This is a genomic window from Microbacterium sp. BLY, assembly GCF_017939615.1.
In the GTDB taxonomy this organism is placed as follows: Bacteria; Actinomycetota; Actinomycetes; order Actinomycetales; family Microbacteriaceae; genus Microbacterium.
The window spans coordinates 44514-60505 of sequence record NZ_JAGKSR010000002.1 but is presented as its reverse complement, the minus strand read 5'-3'; the positions used below and the strand labels follow the sequence as shown (position 1 = coordinate 60505).

15 protein-coding genes are annotated in these 15992 nt (G+C 72.5%); 3 read left to right on the top strand and 12 right to left on the bottom strand.

The annotated features are described in order from the left end of the window. Positions 1 to 3 precede the first annotated feature (3 nt). Positions 4 to 948: an NADP-dependent oxidoreductase gene (locus KAF39_RS14850; protein ID WP_210678164.1), complete on the top strand. Its 945-nt coding sequence runs from the start codon at positions 4 to 6 to the stop codon at positions 946 to 948. Positions 949 to 1005: 57 nt separating this feature from the next. Here the strand turns inward: KAF39_RS14850 and KAF39_RS14845 are convergent, their stop codons facing one another. The 9 genes from KAF39_RS14845 to KAF39_RS14805 all read right to left on the bottom strand — a co-directional run bounded on the left by KAF39_RS14845 (position 1006) and on the right by KAF39_RS14805 (position 10714). Further along, on the bottom strand, positions 1006 to 1572 hold the full coding sequence (locus KAF39_RS14845; RefSeq protein WP_210678163.1) for a hypothetical protein: 567 nt from the start codon (positions 1570 to 1572) through the stop codon (positions 1006 to 1008). 40 nt (positions 1573 to 1612) lie between these two features. Continuing rightward, on the bottom strand, positions 1613 to 2221 hold the full coding sequence (locus KAF39_RS14840; RefSeq protein WP_210678161.1) for an alkylhydroperoxidase domain protein: 609 nt from the start codon (positions 2219 to 2221) through the stop codon (positions 1613 to 1615). Beyond that, the gene (locus KAF39_RS14835) at positions 2218 to 2910 is read right to left on the bottom strand and encodes a CMD domain protein (protein WP_210678159.1); all 693 of its coding nucleotides are present in this window, start codon (positions 2908 to 2910) and stop codon (positions 2218 to 2220) included. Before KAF39_RS14835 ends, KAF39_RS14840 begins: the two co-directional genes overlap by 4 nt. Continuing rightward, positions 2907 to 3980: a putative FMN-dependent luciferase-like monooxygenase gene (locus tag KAF39_RS14830; RefSeq protein ID WP_210678157.1), complete on the bottom strand. Its 1074-nt coding sequence runs from the start codon at positions 3978 to 3980 to the stop codon at positions 2907 to 2909. Before KAF39_RS14830 ends, KAF39_RS14835 begins: the two co-directional genes overlap by 4 nt. Further along, positions 3977 to 5605, bottom strand: a complete 1629-nt coding sequence (locus tag KAF39_RS14825) for an ABC transporter ATP-binding protein (RefSeq protein ID WP_210678155.1) — start codon at positions 5603 to 5605, stop codon at positions 3977 to 3979. Before KAF39_RS14825 ends, KAF39_RS14830 begins: the two co-directional genes overlap by 4 nt. A 61-nt stretch (positions 5606 to 5666) precedes the next feature. After that, entirely contained in the window at positions 5667 to 6560 is an 894-nt protein-coding gene (locus tag KAF39_RS14820) for an ABC transporter permease (RefSeq protein ID WP_210678153.1), read from the bottom strand. Next, positions 6557 to 7537, bottom strand: a complete 981-nt coding sequence (locus tag KAF39_RS14815; RefSeq protein WP_210678151.1) for an ABC transporter permease — start codon at positions 7535 to 7537, stop codon at positions 6557 to 6559. Before KAF39_RS14815 ends, KAF39_RS14820 begins: the two co-directional genes overlap by 4 nt. A gap of 16 nt (positions 7538 to 7553) precedes the next feature. Then, the gene (locus tag KAF39_RS14810) at positions 7554 to 9188 is read right to left on the bottom strand and encodes a TIGR04028 family ABC transporter substrate-binding protein (protein WP_210678150.1); all 1635 of its coding nucleotides are present in this window, start codon (positions 9186 to 9188) and stop codon (positions 7554 to 7556) included. 131 nt (positions 9189 to 9319) lie between these two features. Then, on the bottom strand, positions 9320 to 10714 hold the full coding sequence (locus KAF39_RS14805) for an NtaA/DmoA family FMN-dependent monooxygenase (RefSeq protein ID WP_210678148.1): 1395 nt from the start codon (positions 10712 to 10714) through the stop codon (positions 9320 to 9322). 103 nt (positions 10715 to 10817) lie between these two features. On the opposite strand from KAF39_RS14805, the gene KAF39_RS14800 reads away from it, so the two are divergent. Both KAF39_RS14800 and KAF39_RS14795 read left to right on the top strand, forming a co-directional pair. Next, positions 10818 to 11813, top strand: coding sequence for a Gfo/Idh/MocA family protein (locus KAF39_RS14800; RefSeq protein ID WP_210678147.1), 996 nt, complete (start codon positions 10818 to 10820; stop codon positions 11811 to 11813). Then, positions 11806 to 12774 carry an NYN domain-containing protein gene (locus tag KAF39_RS14795; protein ID WP_210678146.1) on the top strand — a complete coding sequence of 323 codons (969 nt, stop codon included), beginning with the start codon at positions 11806 to 11808 and terminating at the stop codon, positions 12772 to 12774. The genes KAF39_RS14800 and KAF39_RS14795 overlap by 8 nt, the downstream gene beginning before the upstream one ends. A gap of 33 nt (positions 12775 to 12807) precedes the next feature. Here KAF39_RS14795 and KAF39_RS14790 read toward each other — a convergent pair whose 3' ends face one another. From KAF39_RS14790 to KAF39_RS14780, 3 genes are all read right to left on the bottom strand, one after another. After that, positions 12808 to 13815: a sugar phosphate isomerase/epimerase gene (locus tag KAF39_RS14790; RefSeq protein ID WP_210678145.1), complete on the bottom strand. Its 1008-nt coding sequence runs from the start codon at positions 13813 to 13815 to the stop codon at positions 12808 to 12810. Positions 13816 to 13859: 44 nt separating this feature from the next. Next, on the bottom strand, positions 13860 to 14711 hold the full coding sequence (locus KAF39_RS14785) for a sugar phosphate isomerase/epimerase (protein ID WP_210678144.1): 852 nt from the start codon (positions 14709 to 14711) through the stop codon (positions 13860 to 13862). A 78-nt stretch (positions 14712 to 14789) separates the two neighbouring features. Continuing rightward, a complete protein-coding gene (locus tag KAF39_RS14780) occupies positions 14790 to 15986 on the bottom strand; it encodes a substrate-binding domain-containing protein (RefSeq protein ID WP_374093941.1) in 1197 nt (398 codons plus the stop codon). Between the last annotated feature and the right edge of the window lie 6 nt (positions 15987 to 15992).

Below are 15992 nucleotides of genomic sequence, written 5' to 3'. Positions count from 1 at the left end.
GGCATGGCCCGCGCGATCGTCTACACCGAGTTCGGATCCCCCGCTGTCCTCCACCTCATGGAGGTGCCCGACCCCGTGCCCGTCCGCGGCGAGGCGCTGGTGCGCATCGAGGCGGCCGGCGCCAACCCCATCGACGCGAAGCTCCGCAGCGGCAAGCGCCCGTCCGCGCCGATCACCGAGCCGCGTCCGGTCGGATTCGACGGCGCCGGGGTGATCGAGGTGCTGGGCGAGGGCGTGGACGGGTTCGAGGTCGGCGACCGCGTCGCGATCCGCGACACGCTCGGAACCTACGCCTCCGCGCGCGCGGTCGAGGCCGACAAGCTCGTGAAGCTGCCGGACGCGGTCACCGCGGCCGAGGGCGCGGCGATCGGCATCCCGGCCGGTACCGCGTATCAGTCCCTCCGCTCGCTCGCCGTGACGGCCGACGACGTGCTCCTCGTGCACGCGGGCTCCGGCGCGGTCGGTCAGGCCGCCGTGCAGTTCGCGGTCGCCTGGGGCGCGACCGTGATCGCCACCGCGAGCCCCGCCCGGCACGATCAGCTCCGCGAGCTCGGTGCGATCCCCGTGGCCTACGGCGACGGCCTGCTCGACCGCGTCCGCGCGGCGGCCCCCTCCCCCGTGACGGTCGCCCTGGACTGCGCGGGCACCGACGAGGCGATCGAGACCTCCGTCGCCCTGGTCGCCGACCGCGACCGCATCGCGACCATCGTCCGCGGTCCCGACGCCGCCGACTTCGGCATCCGGGCGTTCTCCGGCGGGTCCCCCGAGCCGCTCACGCCGCAGGAGCTGGAGTGGCGCGCCGAGGCGCTGCAGAAGACCGTGGACCTCCTGGCCGCGGGCGACTTCACCATCGAGCTCGGCCCGGAGCTGCCCCTCGCCGAGGCGGCACGGGCCCACGAACTCATGGAGACCGGCGGGGCCACGGGGAAGATCATTCTCGTCCCCTGAGGGATCAGGGTGGCACCGGAGCGGAGTCGCGGCCGCGACGGGCTCCGACCCGAGCGCCTACCCTCCGGGGCAGTCGCACTCACTGCCGCTGTAGCACTGGCACACCGAGTCGGGGTAGTCGGCCTTGGTGGCGGTGAGTCTGACGTCGAGGTCTTCGAGCGGGACGATGTCCTCGATGCCGTCCAGTTCCGGGATGTCCGGGCAGTCCGCGGGGCCGGTCTCCACGATCTCTTCGCCTCGCGGAAAGGTCAGGGTGAAGCACACCGCCCCCTGACGCTGCTCGTACCACCAGCCACCGCCCGTCTGCGCGCCACCGAATGCGAGGAGTGTCAGGGTGGTGCCGTCGCCCCTCTTGTCGAGGTCGAGGAGCTTGAGGGGGTTGCCGTCGAGCTCGTCGGTTCCGTCCCGGAGGTCGGAGGCGAGGGAGAGTTCGGCGATGGTCGTTTCCGGGTCCGTGACGATCTTGCCGCGGTGCTCCCACATGTCGTCCTGCGCGTCTTCGATGGAATCCGCGAGGCTCACCCGCACGAGGTTCTCGATGCTCGGCGCGCACCCGACGAGCATGACGGCCGCAGCGACGAAGCCGACGACAGGGAGGCTTCGGCGCCGCAGACGGCTTGTCATGATGCGACCGTAGCGCATCCGATGACGACCTCCCTGTCGGTCAGGCGGGAGCGACGGGGCGGCCGAGCGAGAGCATCAGCCGGTTCGCCCAGTTGAAGAAGGCCGCGCCGTGCACGACGTCCGCGATCTCGAGGTCGTCCAGTCCGGCCGCACGGAGGCGCGCGATGTGCGCGGGACCGAACGCGCGAGGCGTGTCGGTCAGCGCGACCGCGGCGGCGACGATCGCGTTCCAGCGCTCCCCGAGGTCCGCGTCCACGCCCTCGGCGAGGAGCGCGTCGACGTCCTCCGGCCGCTTGCCGTGGTGCGCCGCGAACCGGGAGTGCACCGACGCGCAGAACACGCAGCCGTTGCGGCGGGAGGCGGCGGTGGCCGCGAGCTCCCGCTCCGCGCGGGGCAGCCCCTCCGCGGTGTTGTAGAAGATGTCCTTGTCGACGAGGGTGCGGGCGCGGAGCACCTCCGGGTCGCGGGCGAGCAGCCGGAAATACTCGTTCTTCGCGCGGGCGGCGTCGACGAGGCCCTCGAGGTGCCGCGGGGTGAGATCCTCCTCCGCCAGCGGCGCGAGGTGCGGCGTCCAGCCGACCTCCGCGCGGGTGAAGGCGTCCGGATAGGGGGCGTCGTCGTGGCGGAGCACGGTGTCGGCGGCGGTCATGCGGCTTCCTCGTCGGTGGTTGTGGTGGTGGTTGTGTCCGTGGTTATGGTGGTGGCGGTGTCCGTGGTGGTGGTGGCGGTGTCCGTGGTGGTGGTACTGCTGGTGAGTCCGGCGTCCTGGAGCACCCGCAGGCCGGTGACCACCCGCTGCTGAAAGGCGAGGAACGACACGAGCTGCGACAGTGTCACGATGCCGTCCGTCGACCAGCCGGCGTCGTGCAGGCGACCGAGGTCGGCGCCGGATGCCTCGCGGGGGCGGAACACCAGCAGGTGCGTGTGTGCGAGAGCGGCCGCGAGGCGCTCCCCCAGGGCCGTCGACGCCGCCTCGTCCGGAAGGTAGCGGGTCCCGTCGGTGCTCTCGGCCTCCAGCCCGCGCTCGGTGTAGGCGCCGAACGGTCCCGTGGTCGCGGCGGCTCCGGCCTCCCGGGCGACGATCGCGGCGCGCCCCGGGTCGATCTCGCCGGCCCTCCCGGCGCAGAACGCCGCCGTCGGGTCGTCGGCACCGGCGAGCGCGGTCGCGAACGCGGCGATGAGCGCGCGCTCCGCGAGCGACACGTCCTCCGCGGAGACCGGGTGGAACAGCGCATCGAAGCTCGCCTGGAGCTGCTCCCTGGTCACGGGACGGCGGCGCCGCAGCGCATCCAGCTTCGGCGTCACCCCCGTCAGCTGGTCGACGATGTCGGCGGTCATGCGTTCTCCTTCACGGTGGGGGTGGTGGCGGACGTACGGGTGTCCTCGGGGTCGTGCGGGGTCAGCGCGTAGCCGAGGGCCGGAGCGACCTCCGTCGCGAACAGCTCGATCGACCGCAGGACGTGGGCGTGCGGCGCATCGACCGAGTGCACCTGGAACGCCACTTCGGTCGCACGGTGCAGGGTCGTGTCGGCGGCGAGCGAGGCGACGACCTCGTCGGGGGTGCCGACGTGCGTGTCGAGCGCGGCGATGAGGTCGTCGAGGCCGTCGCCGGGGATCGTCTGACCCTGCCGGCGGAAGCCCTCGGCCGCTCGCCGCAACCCGACCTCGGCGAACCGGAGCGCCTCGGCGCGGTCGTCCGCCACGAACACCGTGCGGGAGGCGGTGATGCGCGGCGTCGCGCCGGCGGGCAGCGCGTCGAGGTAGGCGTCGATGACGGGGTCCTGCAGCGCGGACAGCGGCGCGTGCAGGCGGTCGGCGGGGCGAGGCTGCGTGCGGGACAGCAGCAGCCCGTGACCGTGGATGCCCGCCCGATGACCGCCGGGTGCCGAGAACGTCGCCTGCCAGATGCGCGAGGCCAGCGTCCCCGCATCGGGATACAGCGTGTTCCCCGCCCCGATGTCCCGGCCTGCGAGAGCGTCCAGCAGGACGCCGAGCTTGCGGTCGTAGGTGGGCCCCTTGTCGCGCACGTCCGCCCCGAAGGGCGCGAAGGATGACGGGGTGCCGCCGCTGCCGAGCCCGAGGTCGATCCGCCCGTCCGCGAGCAGATCGGCCACCACCGCGTCCTCGGCCACGCGGACCGGGTCTTCGAGAGGCAGGGTGATGATCCCGGTGCCGAGGCGGATCCGCGCCGTGCGGGCCGCCGCGTGCGCGAGGAAGACGAGCGGCGAGGGCAGCCCGCCTTCCGCCGCCCGGAAGTGGTGCTGCGCCACCCAGGCCCTCCCCACGCCGTGCACCTCGGCGTGCTGGATCTGCGCCAGCGCGAGGCGGTAGCGGTCCGCCGGGGAGGCGTCGTCGAGGAGCCGGGTGAAGAACGCGACGGTGGGACGAGCGGCGGTGGGCGTGGTCATGCGATGATCTCCGTTCGGCCGGGGACCGCGGCCAGCAGCTCCCGGGTGTTCTCGTGCTGCGGGTCGTGGAACAGCTCTTCGGTCGGCCCGTCCTCCACGACGCGTCCGCGGTGCATGACCGAGACGGTGTGGCTGATGCGGCGCACCACGGCGAGGTCGTGCGAGATGAAGAGGTAGGTGAGGCCGAGTTCGGCCTGCAGCCCCGTGAGCAGTTCGAGGATGCGCGCCTGCACCGTCACATCCAGCGCCGACACGGCCTCGTCGAGCACGAGGATCTCGGGATCGACGGCGAGCGCCCGCGCGATCGCGACCCGCTGCCGCTGCCCGCCGGACAGCTCACCGGGCGTGCGACGGGCGACGTCCGCGGGCAGCGCCACGCGCTCGAGCAGGGCGACCGCACGATCCCGACGCTCGGACCGGCCACCGATACGGAAGTTGTGCAGCGGCTCGGCCACGATGTCGGCGATCCGCTGCCGCGGGTCCAGGGAGGCGAAGGGGTTCTGGTACACGAGCTGGATCCGCCGGCGCAACGCGCGGAGCCGGGCGCCCTCGACAGCGGTGGCGTCCTCGCCCGCGAGCTCCACGGCACCGGCGTCCGGACGCAGGAAGCGGGTGACCAGGCGCGCGGTCGTGGACTTGCCCGATCCGGACTCGCCGACCAGCGCATGGGTCGTCCCGCGCCGCACCCGGAAGGAGACGTCGTCGACCGCCCGGAAGCGCTCACGCCCGGCCACCCGGAACTCCTTCACGAGTCCCGTGGCGACGATCTCGTACGGCTTCTCGGCGGCCACCGCCGCGGCGTCCCGCAGGAACGGCGGGGCGTCCGGACGGCGGAAGCCCGTCGTGAACGCGGGCGCATCGGCGAGCAGCTGCCGCGTGTACGGGTCCGCCGGGTCGGAGAGCACCCGGGCGCTCGGCCCCTCCTCCACGATCCGGCCGTCCTTGAGGACCGCGATCCGTGCCGCGCGGTCCGCGGCCACGCCGAGGTCGTGGGTGACGAGCAAAATGCTCGTGCCGTCCTCGCGCTGCAGCTCGTCCAGCAGATCGAGCACCCGGCGCTGCACGGTGGCGTCGAGAGCGCTGGTGGGCTCGTCGGCGATGAGCAGCCGGGGGCGGAGCGCGATCGCGGCCGCGATGAGCACGCGCTGCCGCATGCCGCCGGAGAGCTCGTGCGGATACTGGCGCGCCCGCAGATCGGGGTCGTCCAGCCCGACCCGGTCCAGCAGCTCGAGCACCCGGGCCCGACGGGACCGCCGGTCGCGGTGCCCGTGCAGGCGCAGCACCTCGGCGACCTGCACGCCGACGGGGCGCACCGGGTCGAGCGACGTCGTCGGATCCTGCGGGACCAGCCCGACCTCCGACCCGCGGATGCCGCGGAGCGCCCGATCCGACCATCCGGAGATGTCGAGATCACCGAGCCGGACGCGACCGCTCTCGACCCGTCCCCCCTCCGGCAGCAGCCCGAGGAGGGCGTGCGCCGTGGTCGACTTGCCGGAGCCCGACTCGCCGACGAGGGCCAGGGTCTCCCCCTCGGCGATGGTGAAGGAGACGCCGTGCACGACCTCGCGGCCGGCGTACGAGACCCGCAGGTCCGTCGCGGTGAGGACGGAGGTTGGCGCGGTCATCGGGTGCTCCTTCCGAGGCGGTGGCTGATCGGGATCACCACGGGCGAGGACGTGCGCGCGGTCATCGAGAGTTCCTTCCGAGGCGGTGGCTGATGCGGTTGGCGCTGAGCACCACGGCGACCACGACGAGGCCGGGCAGCGCCGTGAGCCACCAGGCGGTCGCGATGTAGTTGCGCCCATCCGCGATCAGCAGTCCCCACTCGGGCGTGGGCGGCGGGGCCCCGTAGCCGAGGAACCCGAGGGTGGAGATGGCGAGGATGGCCGTGCCGAACTGCAGCGCGGCGAGCGCGATGATCGGGGTGAGCGCGTTCGGGAGCACATGCCGGCGCAGCACGGCGACGAAGGTGCCCCCGCTGCCGAAGGCCGCCTCGACGTATTCGGTGCGGCGCACCCGTGCCACCTCGGCCCGCATGAGCCGCGCGAAGGCCGCGACACTGCCGAGGCCCACGGCGATCGCCGCGTTCACCGTGCCGAAGCCGAGCAGGATGATGACCGACAGCGACAGCAGCAGACCGGGGATCGCCAGCAGCACGTCGACGATGCGCATCAGCACGTCGTCCACGACGCCGCCGGTCGCGCCGGCGACAGCTCCGAGGAGGGTGCCGAGCGCGAGGCCGACGGTCACGGCGATGAGCGCCCCCGACAGCGAGTGCACGGCCCCGTGCACGACCCGGCCGAAGAGGTCGCGGCCGAGGGCGTCGGTCCCGAACCAGTGCGCGGCGCTCGGCGGCAGCAGCTTGTCGGCGGGCACACCGGTCAGCGGATCGCCGGGCGCGAAGACCCCGGGGATCACCGCCCACAGCACCGCCACGCCGACGACCGCGAGCGCGAGGGAGAGGCCCCAGGCGCGCGAGCGCCGCCGCGGACGGGAGGAGGGCCCGGGTGCCGGCCCGGACGGCGCGGGCGGCGCACCGGGCGTCTCGACGGACGTCTCCGCGATCACGGGAGCAGTCATGCGGGTACCTCCTGGGCGGCGGGACGGACGGGCCGCGATCGGGCGGCACGGGCCGACCGACGCTGTCGCGGATCGATGAGGGGTGTGGCGAGGTCGACGGCGAAGCTGATGACGACGAACCCCAGCGCCGACAGCAGCACCACCCCCTGCAGCACCGGGATGTCCTGGTTCGCGACGGCCTGTTCCGTCAGACGACCGATGCCGGTGCGCCCGAAGACCGTCTCGGTGACGACCGCGCCGCCCACGAGCTCGCCGAACAGGACGCCCGCGATGGTGAGCGTCGGAACCGCGGCGTTGCGCGCCACGGACCGCGTCAGCACCCACGCCGGCGGCGCGCCTTTCGCCCGCACCACCGTCACGAACGGCTGCGCCTGCACCCGGTCGATGGATCGGACCAGGACCTGCGCGAGCGGCGCCGAGATCGGCACGGCGAGGGTGAGGACGGGCAGGATCAGCCCGCTGACGGGGTCGGCCCCGACGATCGGCACCCAGCCGAGCCCGAACGAGAACACCTGGATGAGGAGGATCCCGAGCCAGAACACCGGCACAGCGACGAACAGGCCCGGCACCTGACGCAGGCCGTCCCGCAGCCAGGCGAACGGTGCGAGGGTCGAGAGCGCCGCGATGAGCACGGCCAGCAGCACGGCGACCAGCAGCCCGAGCGCCGCGAGCAGCAGCGTGGCGGGCAGCGCCTCGGCGAGCATCGTCCGCACCGGGGTGCCGTACTGGGTCGAGTAGCCGAAGTCTCCGGCGAGGAACCCGAGCCCGGCGTGCACGTACTGCTCCCCCCACGGCACGTCGGTGCCGTACGCGGCCCGGATGTCGTCGAGCTGGGCCGGCGACAGCCCCAGGCTGGGATCGGAGAACTTGATGAGGATCGCGTCTCCCGGCAGCAGCTGCAGCAGGAAGAACGTGGCCGTGAAGGCCGCGATCAGCACGATCGCGGCCTGCCCGGCCCGGCGCAGGACGAAGGTCATGGGGTCACCGTGATCCTCAGTGCTCCGCGAGCCACACGCCGGAGAACGTGGGGCGTCCGACCGACTCGAAGGCCACCCCGTGCACGTACGCCGCCGCCCCGTACACCTGCGGCTCCTCGAAGAGCGGGATCACGTACGCCTGCTCTGCGATGTAGTCCTGCACGGCCTGCGACGCGGCCACCCGCTTGTCGGCGTCCGGCTCGGAGGCGACGGCGAGGAGCAGCTCGTCGAGCGTCGCGTCCTGCGAGATCAGCACGTCGCGGTTCTTCGTGAAGTACTGGCTCTTGATCACGTCGAGGTCGGCGCGCCCGACCATCGAGTGGTAGAACCCCGTCTTCAGCGGATCACGCGTGTCCTCCGCGTAGCTGCCCGCATCGCCGGGCTTGACGGTGAGCTCCACGCCGACCGCCGCGAGCTGCTGCGCCACGAGCTCCAGGGTCTGCTTCGACAGCGGCTGCGGCTTGGCCTCGTAGACCGTGATCGACAGCCGCTCGCCGTCCTTCTCGCGGATGCCGTCGGCGCCGGGCTCCCAGCCGGCCGCGTCGAGCAGCGCCTCCGCCTTCTCCGGGTCGTGGGCGTAGTGCGCCGACTCGTCCTTGTAGCCGACCGCCTGCGACGAGAGCACCGAGGTCGCGACCGGGTAGTTCTCGGTGAACAGGGTGTCGACCACCTCCTGGGCGTCGACCGCGGCGATGATCGCCTGGCGCACGCGGATGTCCGCCAGCAGCGGGTTGCCGGGGCGGAGCGCGATCGAGTTGTTCACGCCGCGGGTCTGCGGGGCGTAGAGGGTGAATCCGGCCCCCTCGACGCGGTCCTCGTCGAACGCCTGCACGTAGCGGACGTAGTCGGCCTGGCCCGCGAGCAGCGACCCGATGCGCACGGAGTCCTCGGGTGTGACCAGCACGTGCACGGCGTCGAGGTAGGGGCGGCCGTCGTTCTCGGCGCTGTCCGGGCCCCAGTCGTAGTCGTCGCGGGCGGTGAGGGTGTACTCGGTGCCGAGCTTCTCGTCCGTCACGGTGAACGGACCGGAGCCGATGATCGCCTCCGCGTTGCCCGCGCCGAAGTCCTCGATGGTGCCGTCCAGCGTCTCCGGCGACAGCAGGCCCGAGTTGATGGTCGACGTCGCCTGCAGGAACCCGGGCGACGGCGCGCTGAAGCGGAACGTGACGGTGTCGTCGTCCACGACCTCGCTGCCGGCGTAGTTGTTGATGGCCTCGGAGACGGTGAGCCCGCGCTCGGCGTCACCCAGGCCGTAGGTGTCGAAGTTCTTGGCCACGGCGGCGGCATCGACGGGCGTGCCGTCCGAGAACGTCACGCCCGGATTGAGGTCGAACGTGTACTCGGTGGCGTCGTCGTTCACGGTCCATTCGGCGGCGACCCAGGGCTCGATCTCGAGCGTCTCCGGGTTCTGCCAGGTGAGCCGGGCGGCGATGTTGTTGACGATGCCGCCGTTCGGGTAGAAGCCGGCCTGCGGCGGGTAGAGGTTCGTGTAGGCCTGGTGCTCGAGGTAGGTGAGCGTGCCGCCGGCGACCGGGTCCCCCGCGTCGGCCGGGGTATTCCCCGGGGCCGGCGAGGTGGCGCAGGCGGCGAGGCTGCCGGCGAGGACGAGCGGGACCGCGACGGCGGCGGTGCGGATGAGGCGGCGGTTCATGGGGAGGACTCCTCGGGTTCGGAAGGCGGGGTGTCGGGTGCGGAAGGGGTGCGCGTGGTGTTCACGGTAGGAAGCGGCAGGGCGCGGGGGCGAGGCGGCGGACTCCGGGTGTCGCGAGACGACACCCGTGGTCACGCACCGACACGCGACGTCACACGGAGGCGGTCACGCAGCGTCTCCGCGCGGGCCCCCTGGCCGGTCTCGTCCGGGGTCCGGAGGAGACCGCGACGACGGAGCTCGGGGGCCGCGAGCTCCGTGAAGGCCTCGAACTGCGCCGGCTGGAACGCGGAGAGGATGTGGAAGCCGTCGGCGGCGCCCTCGTCGCGCCACAGCTCGAAATGGTCGGCGATCGTGCCGGCGTCGCCGACGACGAAGGCCGCAGGGACGGCGTGCGCGGCGACGAGGTGCCGCCAGGTCGGCGCGTCCGGCGTCTCGACCCGGAGTCCGGCGATCCGCGCGAGCCGTTCGACGAGCGCGGCGCCCCGCTCCCCCAGCCGTGCGGCTTCCGCGGTCGTCACCGCGGCGTCGAAGTCAGCCACCCGCAGCGGGTCGTCGGCGGCCACCTCCAGCGCGTCGGCGAGGGCTTCCACCGTGCGGTTCGGCGGGAACCCGAGACGGTCCCGCTGCGAATCCTCCGCGAGCGGCACGAGTTCCAGCAGGCGCCGGACGATCCGCTGGGCGTCGGCGTCCGACTCGGCGACGACGGGGAGCACCGGGGCGATGACCTTCAGCTCCTCCGCCGCGCGACCCGCCTCCGCCGCGATGTCCCGGAGCAGCCGCCGCGTGGCCACGGCATCGACGAGGGTCGGGGCGGCGATGAGGGCGAGGTCGGCGGCGGTCGCGGCGAGCGCCCGTGACCGCGGCGAGGTGCCGGCGTGCACGATCGGGATGCGCCCCTGCGGCGGACGTGCGACGTTGAGCGGTCCGTCGACGCGGACGTGCGCCCCCGCGACGCCGGCCGGATGCAGGCCCTGCGGGTCGATCAGCACGCCGCGCTCGGCGTCCGCGATCCAGGCGTCCTCGTCCCAGGAGTCCCAGAGCCGGCGCAGCGCGACGACGAACTCCTCCGCCCGGTCGTAGCGCGTCTCGGTGTCGGCGTGCGCGTCCCGACCGTGGTTGCCGGCGGCCCGCGGCTCCGCGCCGGTCACGAGGTTGATCCCGGCGCGCCCGTGCGTGAGGACGTCGAGCGATGCCAGCGCCCGCGCCGTGGCGTAGGGGTCGGCATAGGTGGTGTTCACGGTCGCGATGAGCCCGATCCGCGACGTCACCCCGGCGAGGAACAGCACCGCGCTCAGCGGGTCGATGCGGGCCAGCAGGTACGGATCGCGGAACTCCAGGTCCGGTCCGGTCGCGAGCCAGTCGCCGAAGAAGAGGTAGTCCAGGCCGGCGTCCTCCCCCGCGCGCGCGATGCGGCGGAGGATGTCGGCGTCGCCCGCGGGGTCGCGGTGGGCGCCGGGGTACCGCCATCCGGAGGGGTAGGCGCCGAGGGTGCGCACCATGGCGCCGATCACGAGGGGTTCCGTCATGCCGACACGGTAGGAGCGCGACGGCGGCCCCGGCCACGACGACGATGCCGGGGGTCACAGGATGTCACAGACGGTCATACGCCCCACCCTCTACGCTGAGAGGATGACTGGACTTCGTTGGGGAATCCTCGCGACCGGCGGCATCGCCGGCGCCTTCGCATCCGATCTGCGCACGGCCGGCCTCGACCTCGTCGCCGTGGGCTCGCGCTCGCAGGAGTCGGCCGATGCCTTCGCCTCGCGCTTCGACATCGCGCACGCGCATCCGTCGTACGAGGCACTGGTCTCCGATCCCGACGTCGACATCATCTACGTCTCCACGCCGCACCCGATGCACCACGAGAACGCCCGGCTCGCCCTGGAGCACGGCAAGCACGTGCTCGTGGAGAAGGCGTTCACCCTCAACCGCGCCCAGGCGGAGGATCTCCAGCGGCTCGCCGCCGAGCGCGGACTCCTCGTCATGGAGGCGATGTGGACGCGCTACCTGCCGCACATGGTCCGCATCCGCGAGCTCATCGCCGACGGGGCGCTGGGCGAGATCCGCACGGTGAGCGCCGACCACACGCAGCAGCTCCCCACCGACCCCGCCCATCGCCTGAACGCGCTCGAACTGGGCGGCGGGGCGCTGCTCGACCTCGGCATCTATCCGATCTCGTTCATCTGGGACGTCCTGGGCGCGCCGACGACCATCCGCGCCGTCGGGCGCCTCGTCGAGACGGGTGCCGACTCCGAGGTCGCCACCGTCATGACCCATGAGGGCGGCGCGGTCTCCACGAGCCTGTCCTCCTCCCGCGGCGCCGGCCCCAACGTCGCGAGCATCGTCGGCACGGCGGCCCGCATCGACATCGACCGGGTCTGGTACGCCCCGACGACCTTCCGCCTCGTCCTCCCGGACGGCACGGTGCAGGAGGAGTACATCTCCTCCATCGACGGCCGCGGCATGCAGTACCAGGCATTCGCGGCCGAGCGCCTGGTCCGCGACGGGATCCTCGAGGGCGACGTCCTCCCCATCGCGGAGAGCGTCGCGATCATGGGCACCCTGGACGAGATCCGCGCGCAGATCGGCGTGCGCTACCCCGGTGAGGAGGACGCCCGTGGCTGAGACGACCGACGCCCGCGTGGCGGTCTACCTGGACTTCGACAACATCGTCATCTCCTGGTACGACCGGGTCCACGGTCGCAACTCCTACGGCAAGGACCGCCAGCGCATCACGGAGAACCCTCACGACCCGGAGGTGGCCGAGCGGCTGAGCCGGGCCATGATCGAGGTCGGCGCGATCATCGACTACGCGGCGTCCTTCGGCACCCTCGTGCTGACGCGGGCGTACGCGGACTGGTCGTCACCGGTCAACGCCGAATACCGCTCGCAGCTCGTGGCGCGCGCAGTCGACCTCGTGCAGCTCTTCCCGGCCGCGGCGTACGCGAAGAACGGCGCCGACATCCGGCTCGCGGTCGACGCGGTCGAGGACATGTTCCGGCTCCCCGACCTGACGCACGTCGTCATCGTCGCGGGCGACAGCGACTACGTCCCGCTCGCGCAGCGCTGCAAGCGACTCGGCCGATATGTGATCGGGGTGGGCGTGGCCGGGTCGACGGCGAAGTCGCTCGCCGCCGCCTGCGACGAGTTCGAGTCGTACGATTCGCTCCCCGGCGTGGCCCGTCCGGCCAAGGCGGCACAGCCCGCGGTCGCGGAGCCTCCTGCGGAGCCCGAGCCCCCGGCCCCGGAGGCCGCGGCGAAGCCGAAGTCGGCACCGAAACGGGCGAAGACCAAGAGCGCGAGCAAGCCCCCCGCCGAGGAGCCCAAGGTCGAGGAGAAGATCGACGATCAGGGCGAGGCCACCCGGCTCCTGGAGCGGGCGCTGCGGCTCGGGCACGACAAGGCGGGCGCGGACGAATGGCTGCACAGCTCGGCCGTCAAGACGCACATGCGTCGCATGGACCCGTCGTTCAGCGAAAAGGCCCTCGGCTACCGGTCGTTCTCCGACTTCCTCAAGTCGCGCGACGACATCGCCGAACTCGAGGAGACCGGGCACGAGCGCCTGGTCCGCCTGCGCGAGCCCTGAGCACGCCCGGGCGCCCGGGCGCCCGGGTTCCCGTCACTGGTGGCGGAACGCGGCGTCGAAGGCGGCGGCCGGCTGCGGCCACAGCAGAGAGCGCACGAAGCCGAGCGCTTCGGGGGCGCCGTGCAGCCGGTCCATGCCGGCGTCCTCCCATTCGATCGAGATCGGGCCGTCGTAGCCGATCGCGTCGAGCGCGCGAAATGCGTCCTCCCACGGCACGTCGCCGTGGCCGGTGGAGACGAAGTCCCAGCCCCGCCGCGGGTCGCCCCACGGGAGGTGCGAGCCGAGCACTCCCGCACGGCCGTTCCGCGGCCGCAGGCGGGTGTCCTTGCAGTCGACGTGGTAGATCCGGTCCGCGAAGTCGACGATGAAGCCGACGGGGTCGATGTTCTGCCACATCATGTGGGAGGGGTCCCAGTTGAAGCCGAACGCGTCACGGTGGTCGATGGCGTCGAGGGCGCGCACGCTCGACCAGTAGTCGTAGGCGATCTCTCCCGGATGCACCTCGTGGGCGAAGCGCACGCCCTCGCCGTCGAACACGTCGAGGATCGGGTTCCAGCGGTCCGCGAAGTCCTGGAAGCCCTGGGCGATCACCGCCTCGGGCACGGGCGGGAACATCGCCACGTAGGGCCAGACCGACGAACCGGTGAAGCCGACGACGGTGTCGACGCCGAGTTTCCGCGCCACCCGCGCCGCCCGCTTCATGTCCTCCGCCGCCCGCTGCCGCACCCCCTCGGCCTCGCCGTCGCCCCAGACGTACGGGCGCAGGATTCCCTGGTGCCGGAAGTCGATCGGGTCGTCGCACACCGCCTGCCCGGCGAGGTGGTTCGAGATCGCGAACACCTGCAGGCCGTGCCGGTCGAGGATCTCGCGACGGGAGGCGACGTAGGCGTCGTCCTCGTCCGCCCGGCGGAGGTCGAGGTGGTCGCCGGATGCGGCGATCTCCAGCCCGTCGTACCCCCACTCCGCGGCGAAGCGGGCCACCTCCTCGAACGGCAGGTCGGCCCACTGGCCGGTGAACAGGGTGACCGGGTGGCTGCTCATGGATACTCCTTCGTATCGCGCCGGACGCGTCCTGCGCGCGGGGGTCAGGCGCCGAGGGCGCGGAGGTGGGCGATGCTGCGGGCGGCGAGATCGTGCTGGCTGGCCGCGAGCGGTCGCCACACCGAGGCCGCGACCGCGATCGTCGCGTTCTCGCCGGTGAAGCTCTCCAGTCCGAGAACACCGCGGTAGCCGACGTCGTCGAGCGCACGGAGCATCTCGGGCCAGTCCGTATGGTCGTCGCCGACGGCACCCCGATCGCTGCCGCACACCTGCACGTGCGCGAGGGCGGCGCCCGCGGCGCGGACCGCCTCGGCAGGGTGCTTCTCCTCGATGTTGAGGTGGTACGTGTCGAGGGCGAGCCCCACACCGGCGCCGAGCAGCGGCTCCAGCGCCTCGAGGCTCTGTCCCACCGTGTTCAGCAGGCTGGTCTCGTAACGGTTCAGGGGTTCCACGGCCAGGATCAGCCCGCGGTCGGCGGCGTCGCGGGCGAGCGGAGCGAGGTTCTCCCGGAGCTCGCCGATCGCGGCCGCCCGCTCTCCCGCACTCAGGCGCCAGGTGACACCCGTCGGAGCGTAGAACGGTCCGGCGACCACCGGCGACCGCAGGATCACGGCCGCGTCCAGGCAGGCCCGGAGGTAGTCCTGCGTGGCGGGGACGTCGCCCGCCCGCGCCAGCAGCGAACGCCCTGGTCCCATCGCCCCGACGACGACCGCCCCCATGCCGAGGTCGTCCAGCACGGCGCGGGCGCGGACCGGGTCCCAGTCGCCGACGCTCTCCAGCGGCAGCTCCAGGGCGTCGTAGCCCATCCGGGCGGCCGTGCGGGCGAGCGGCTCCAGAGCCGCGTCCGTCAGCGGCGACGTCCAGACCCAGGTGTTCACGGCGATCGTGCGGGGCATCGTTGTCCTTGTGATCGTGCGGGCGCTCCCACCCTCCCACTCCGCACGGGCGGAAGGGAAGGGCGGGAGCGCACGGGGTTACGGGATCTGGCGTTCCTGCCAGACCGTCGGGTAGCCCGGGAGGTCCTCCCCGCCGAACTTGGCATAGTGGCCGTCGGGCATCCCCTCGTTCGCCGCGAGGTAGTCGTCCAGCTCCGCCTCGGTGATCGGCTTCTGCGGGAGCACCCACTCCTTCGGCACCTCTTCGCCCGCGAAGATCATCTGCGCCGCGAGCAGCGGCGTGCGCCACTGGAAGTTCGAGTACACCGGGGCGAGACCGGTCAGGCCCGTCTCCTTCCACTTGCGCAGGAAGCTCATCTCGTCCTCACCCGTCATCACGGGGTAGTCGGCGCCGGCATCCTCGAAGGCCTCGATGGCCGCGACGGCGCCGTCCCCGGCGTCCATCCAGATGCCCTGCACGTCGCCCTTCGCGAGCTCGTCGCTGATGATGCTCTTGATCTCGGCGGGGTCGGCTCCGGTGAAGTGGTCCACCGCCTCGATCCCGGCCTCCTCGAACAGCTTCTCCGCACCGGCCCAGCGGTGCTCGAGCACGTCGACGCCGGGAAGGATCCGGAGCGCCACGACCTTGTCGCCCTCGTCGAGGTTGTCGATGAGGAACTCGGCCGTGTCGATCCCCCAGGCGAACCCGCCGATCGGGTGGATGAACGTCACGGGGCAGTCGGTGTTGACGCCGCGGTCGAACACGACCACCGGCTTGCCCGTCTCGCAGGCCCGCTCGACGGCGGGGGTCATGGCCGCCGTGCTGTTGGGCGAGATGAGGAAGACGTCACAGCCGCCCTCCTCGATGAAGTAGTCGATGTCGGCGATCTGGGTGTCGTCGGAGTCCTGCGCGTCGCGGGTCTCCATCTCGCTGATCACCCCGGCGTCCTGCAGCACCTTCAGCTGCTCGTTCATCGTGATCCAGCCCGTCTGCCGCCACGGGTTGGAGATCGAGGCGTTCGCGAAGCAGGCCTTCTTGGCCCCGTCGGCGGCGAACTCCGACGTGTCGACCATCTCGGCGTTGATGTGCTGGAGGTAGGGCTGGTCGGCGGGGCCCTGGGGGTCGACGCCGCGCTCCTCGTCCTGCTTGTCGAAGAGCTCCTGGTCGAACCACTCGGTGGTCTCGGCGGACTCCCCGGGATTCTCCGACTCCGCCGGCGCCACGGACGGGTCGGTCGTGCACCCGGCGAGCGCGATGAGGCCGAAGAGGGCCACCCCGGTGGTGGCGATCTTCATCGATCG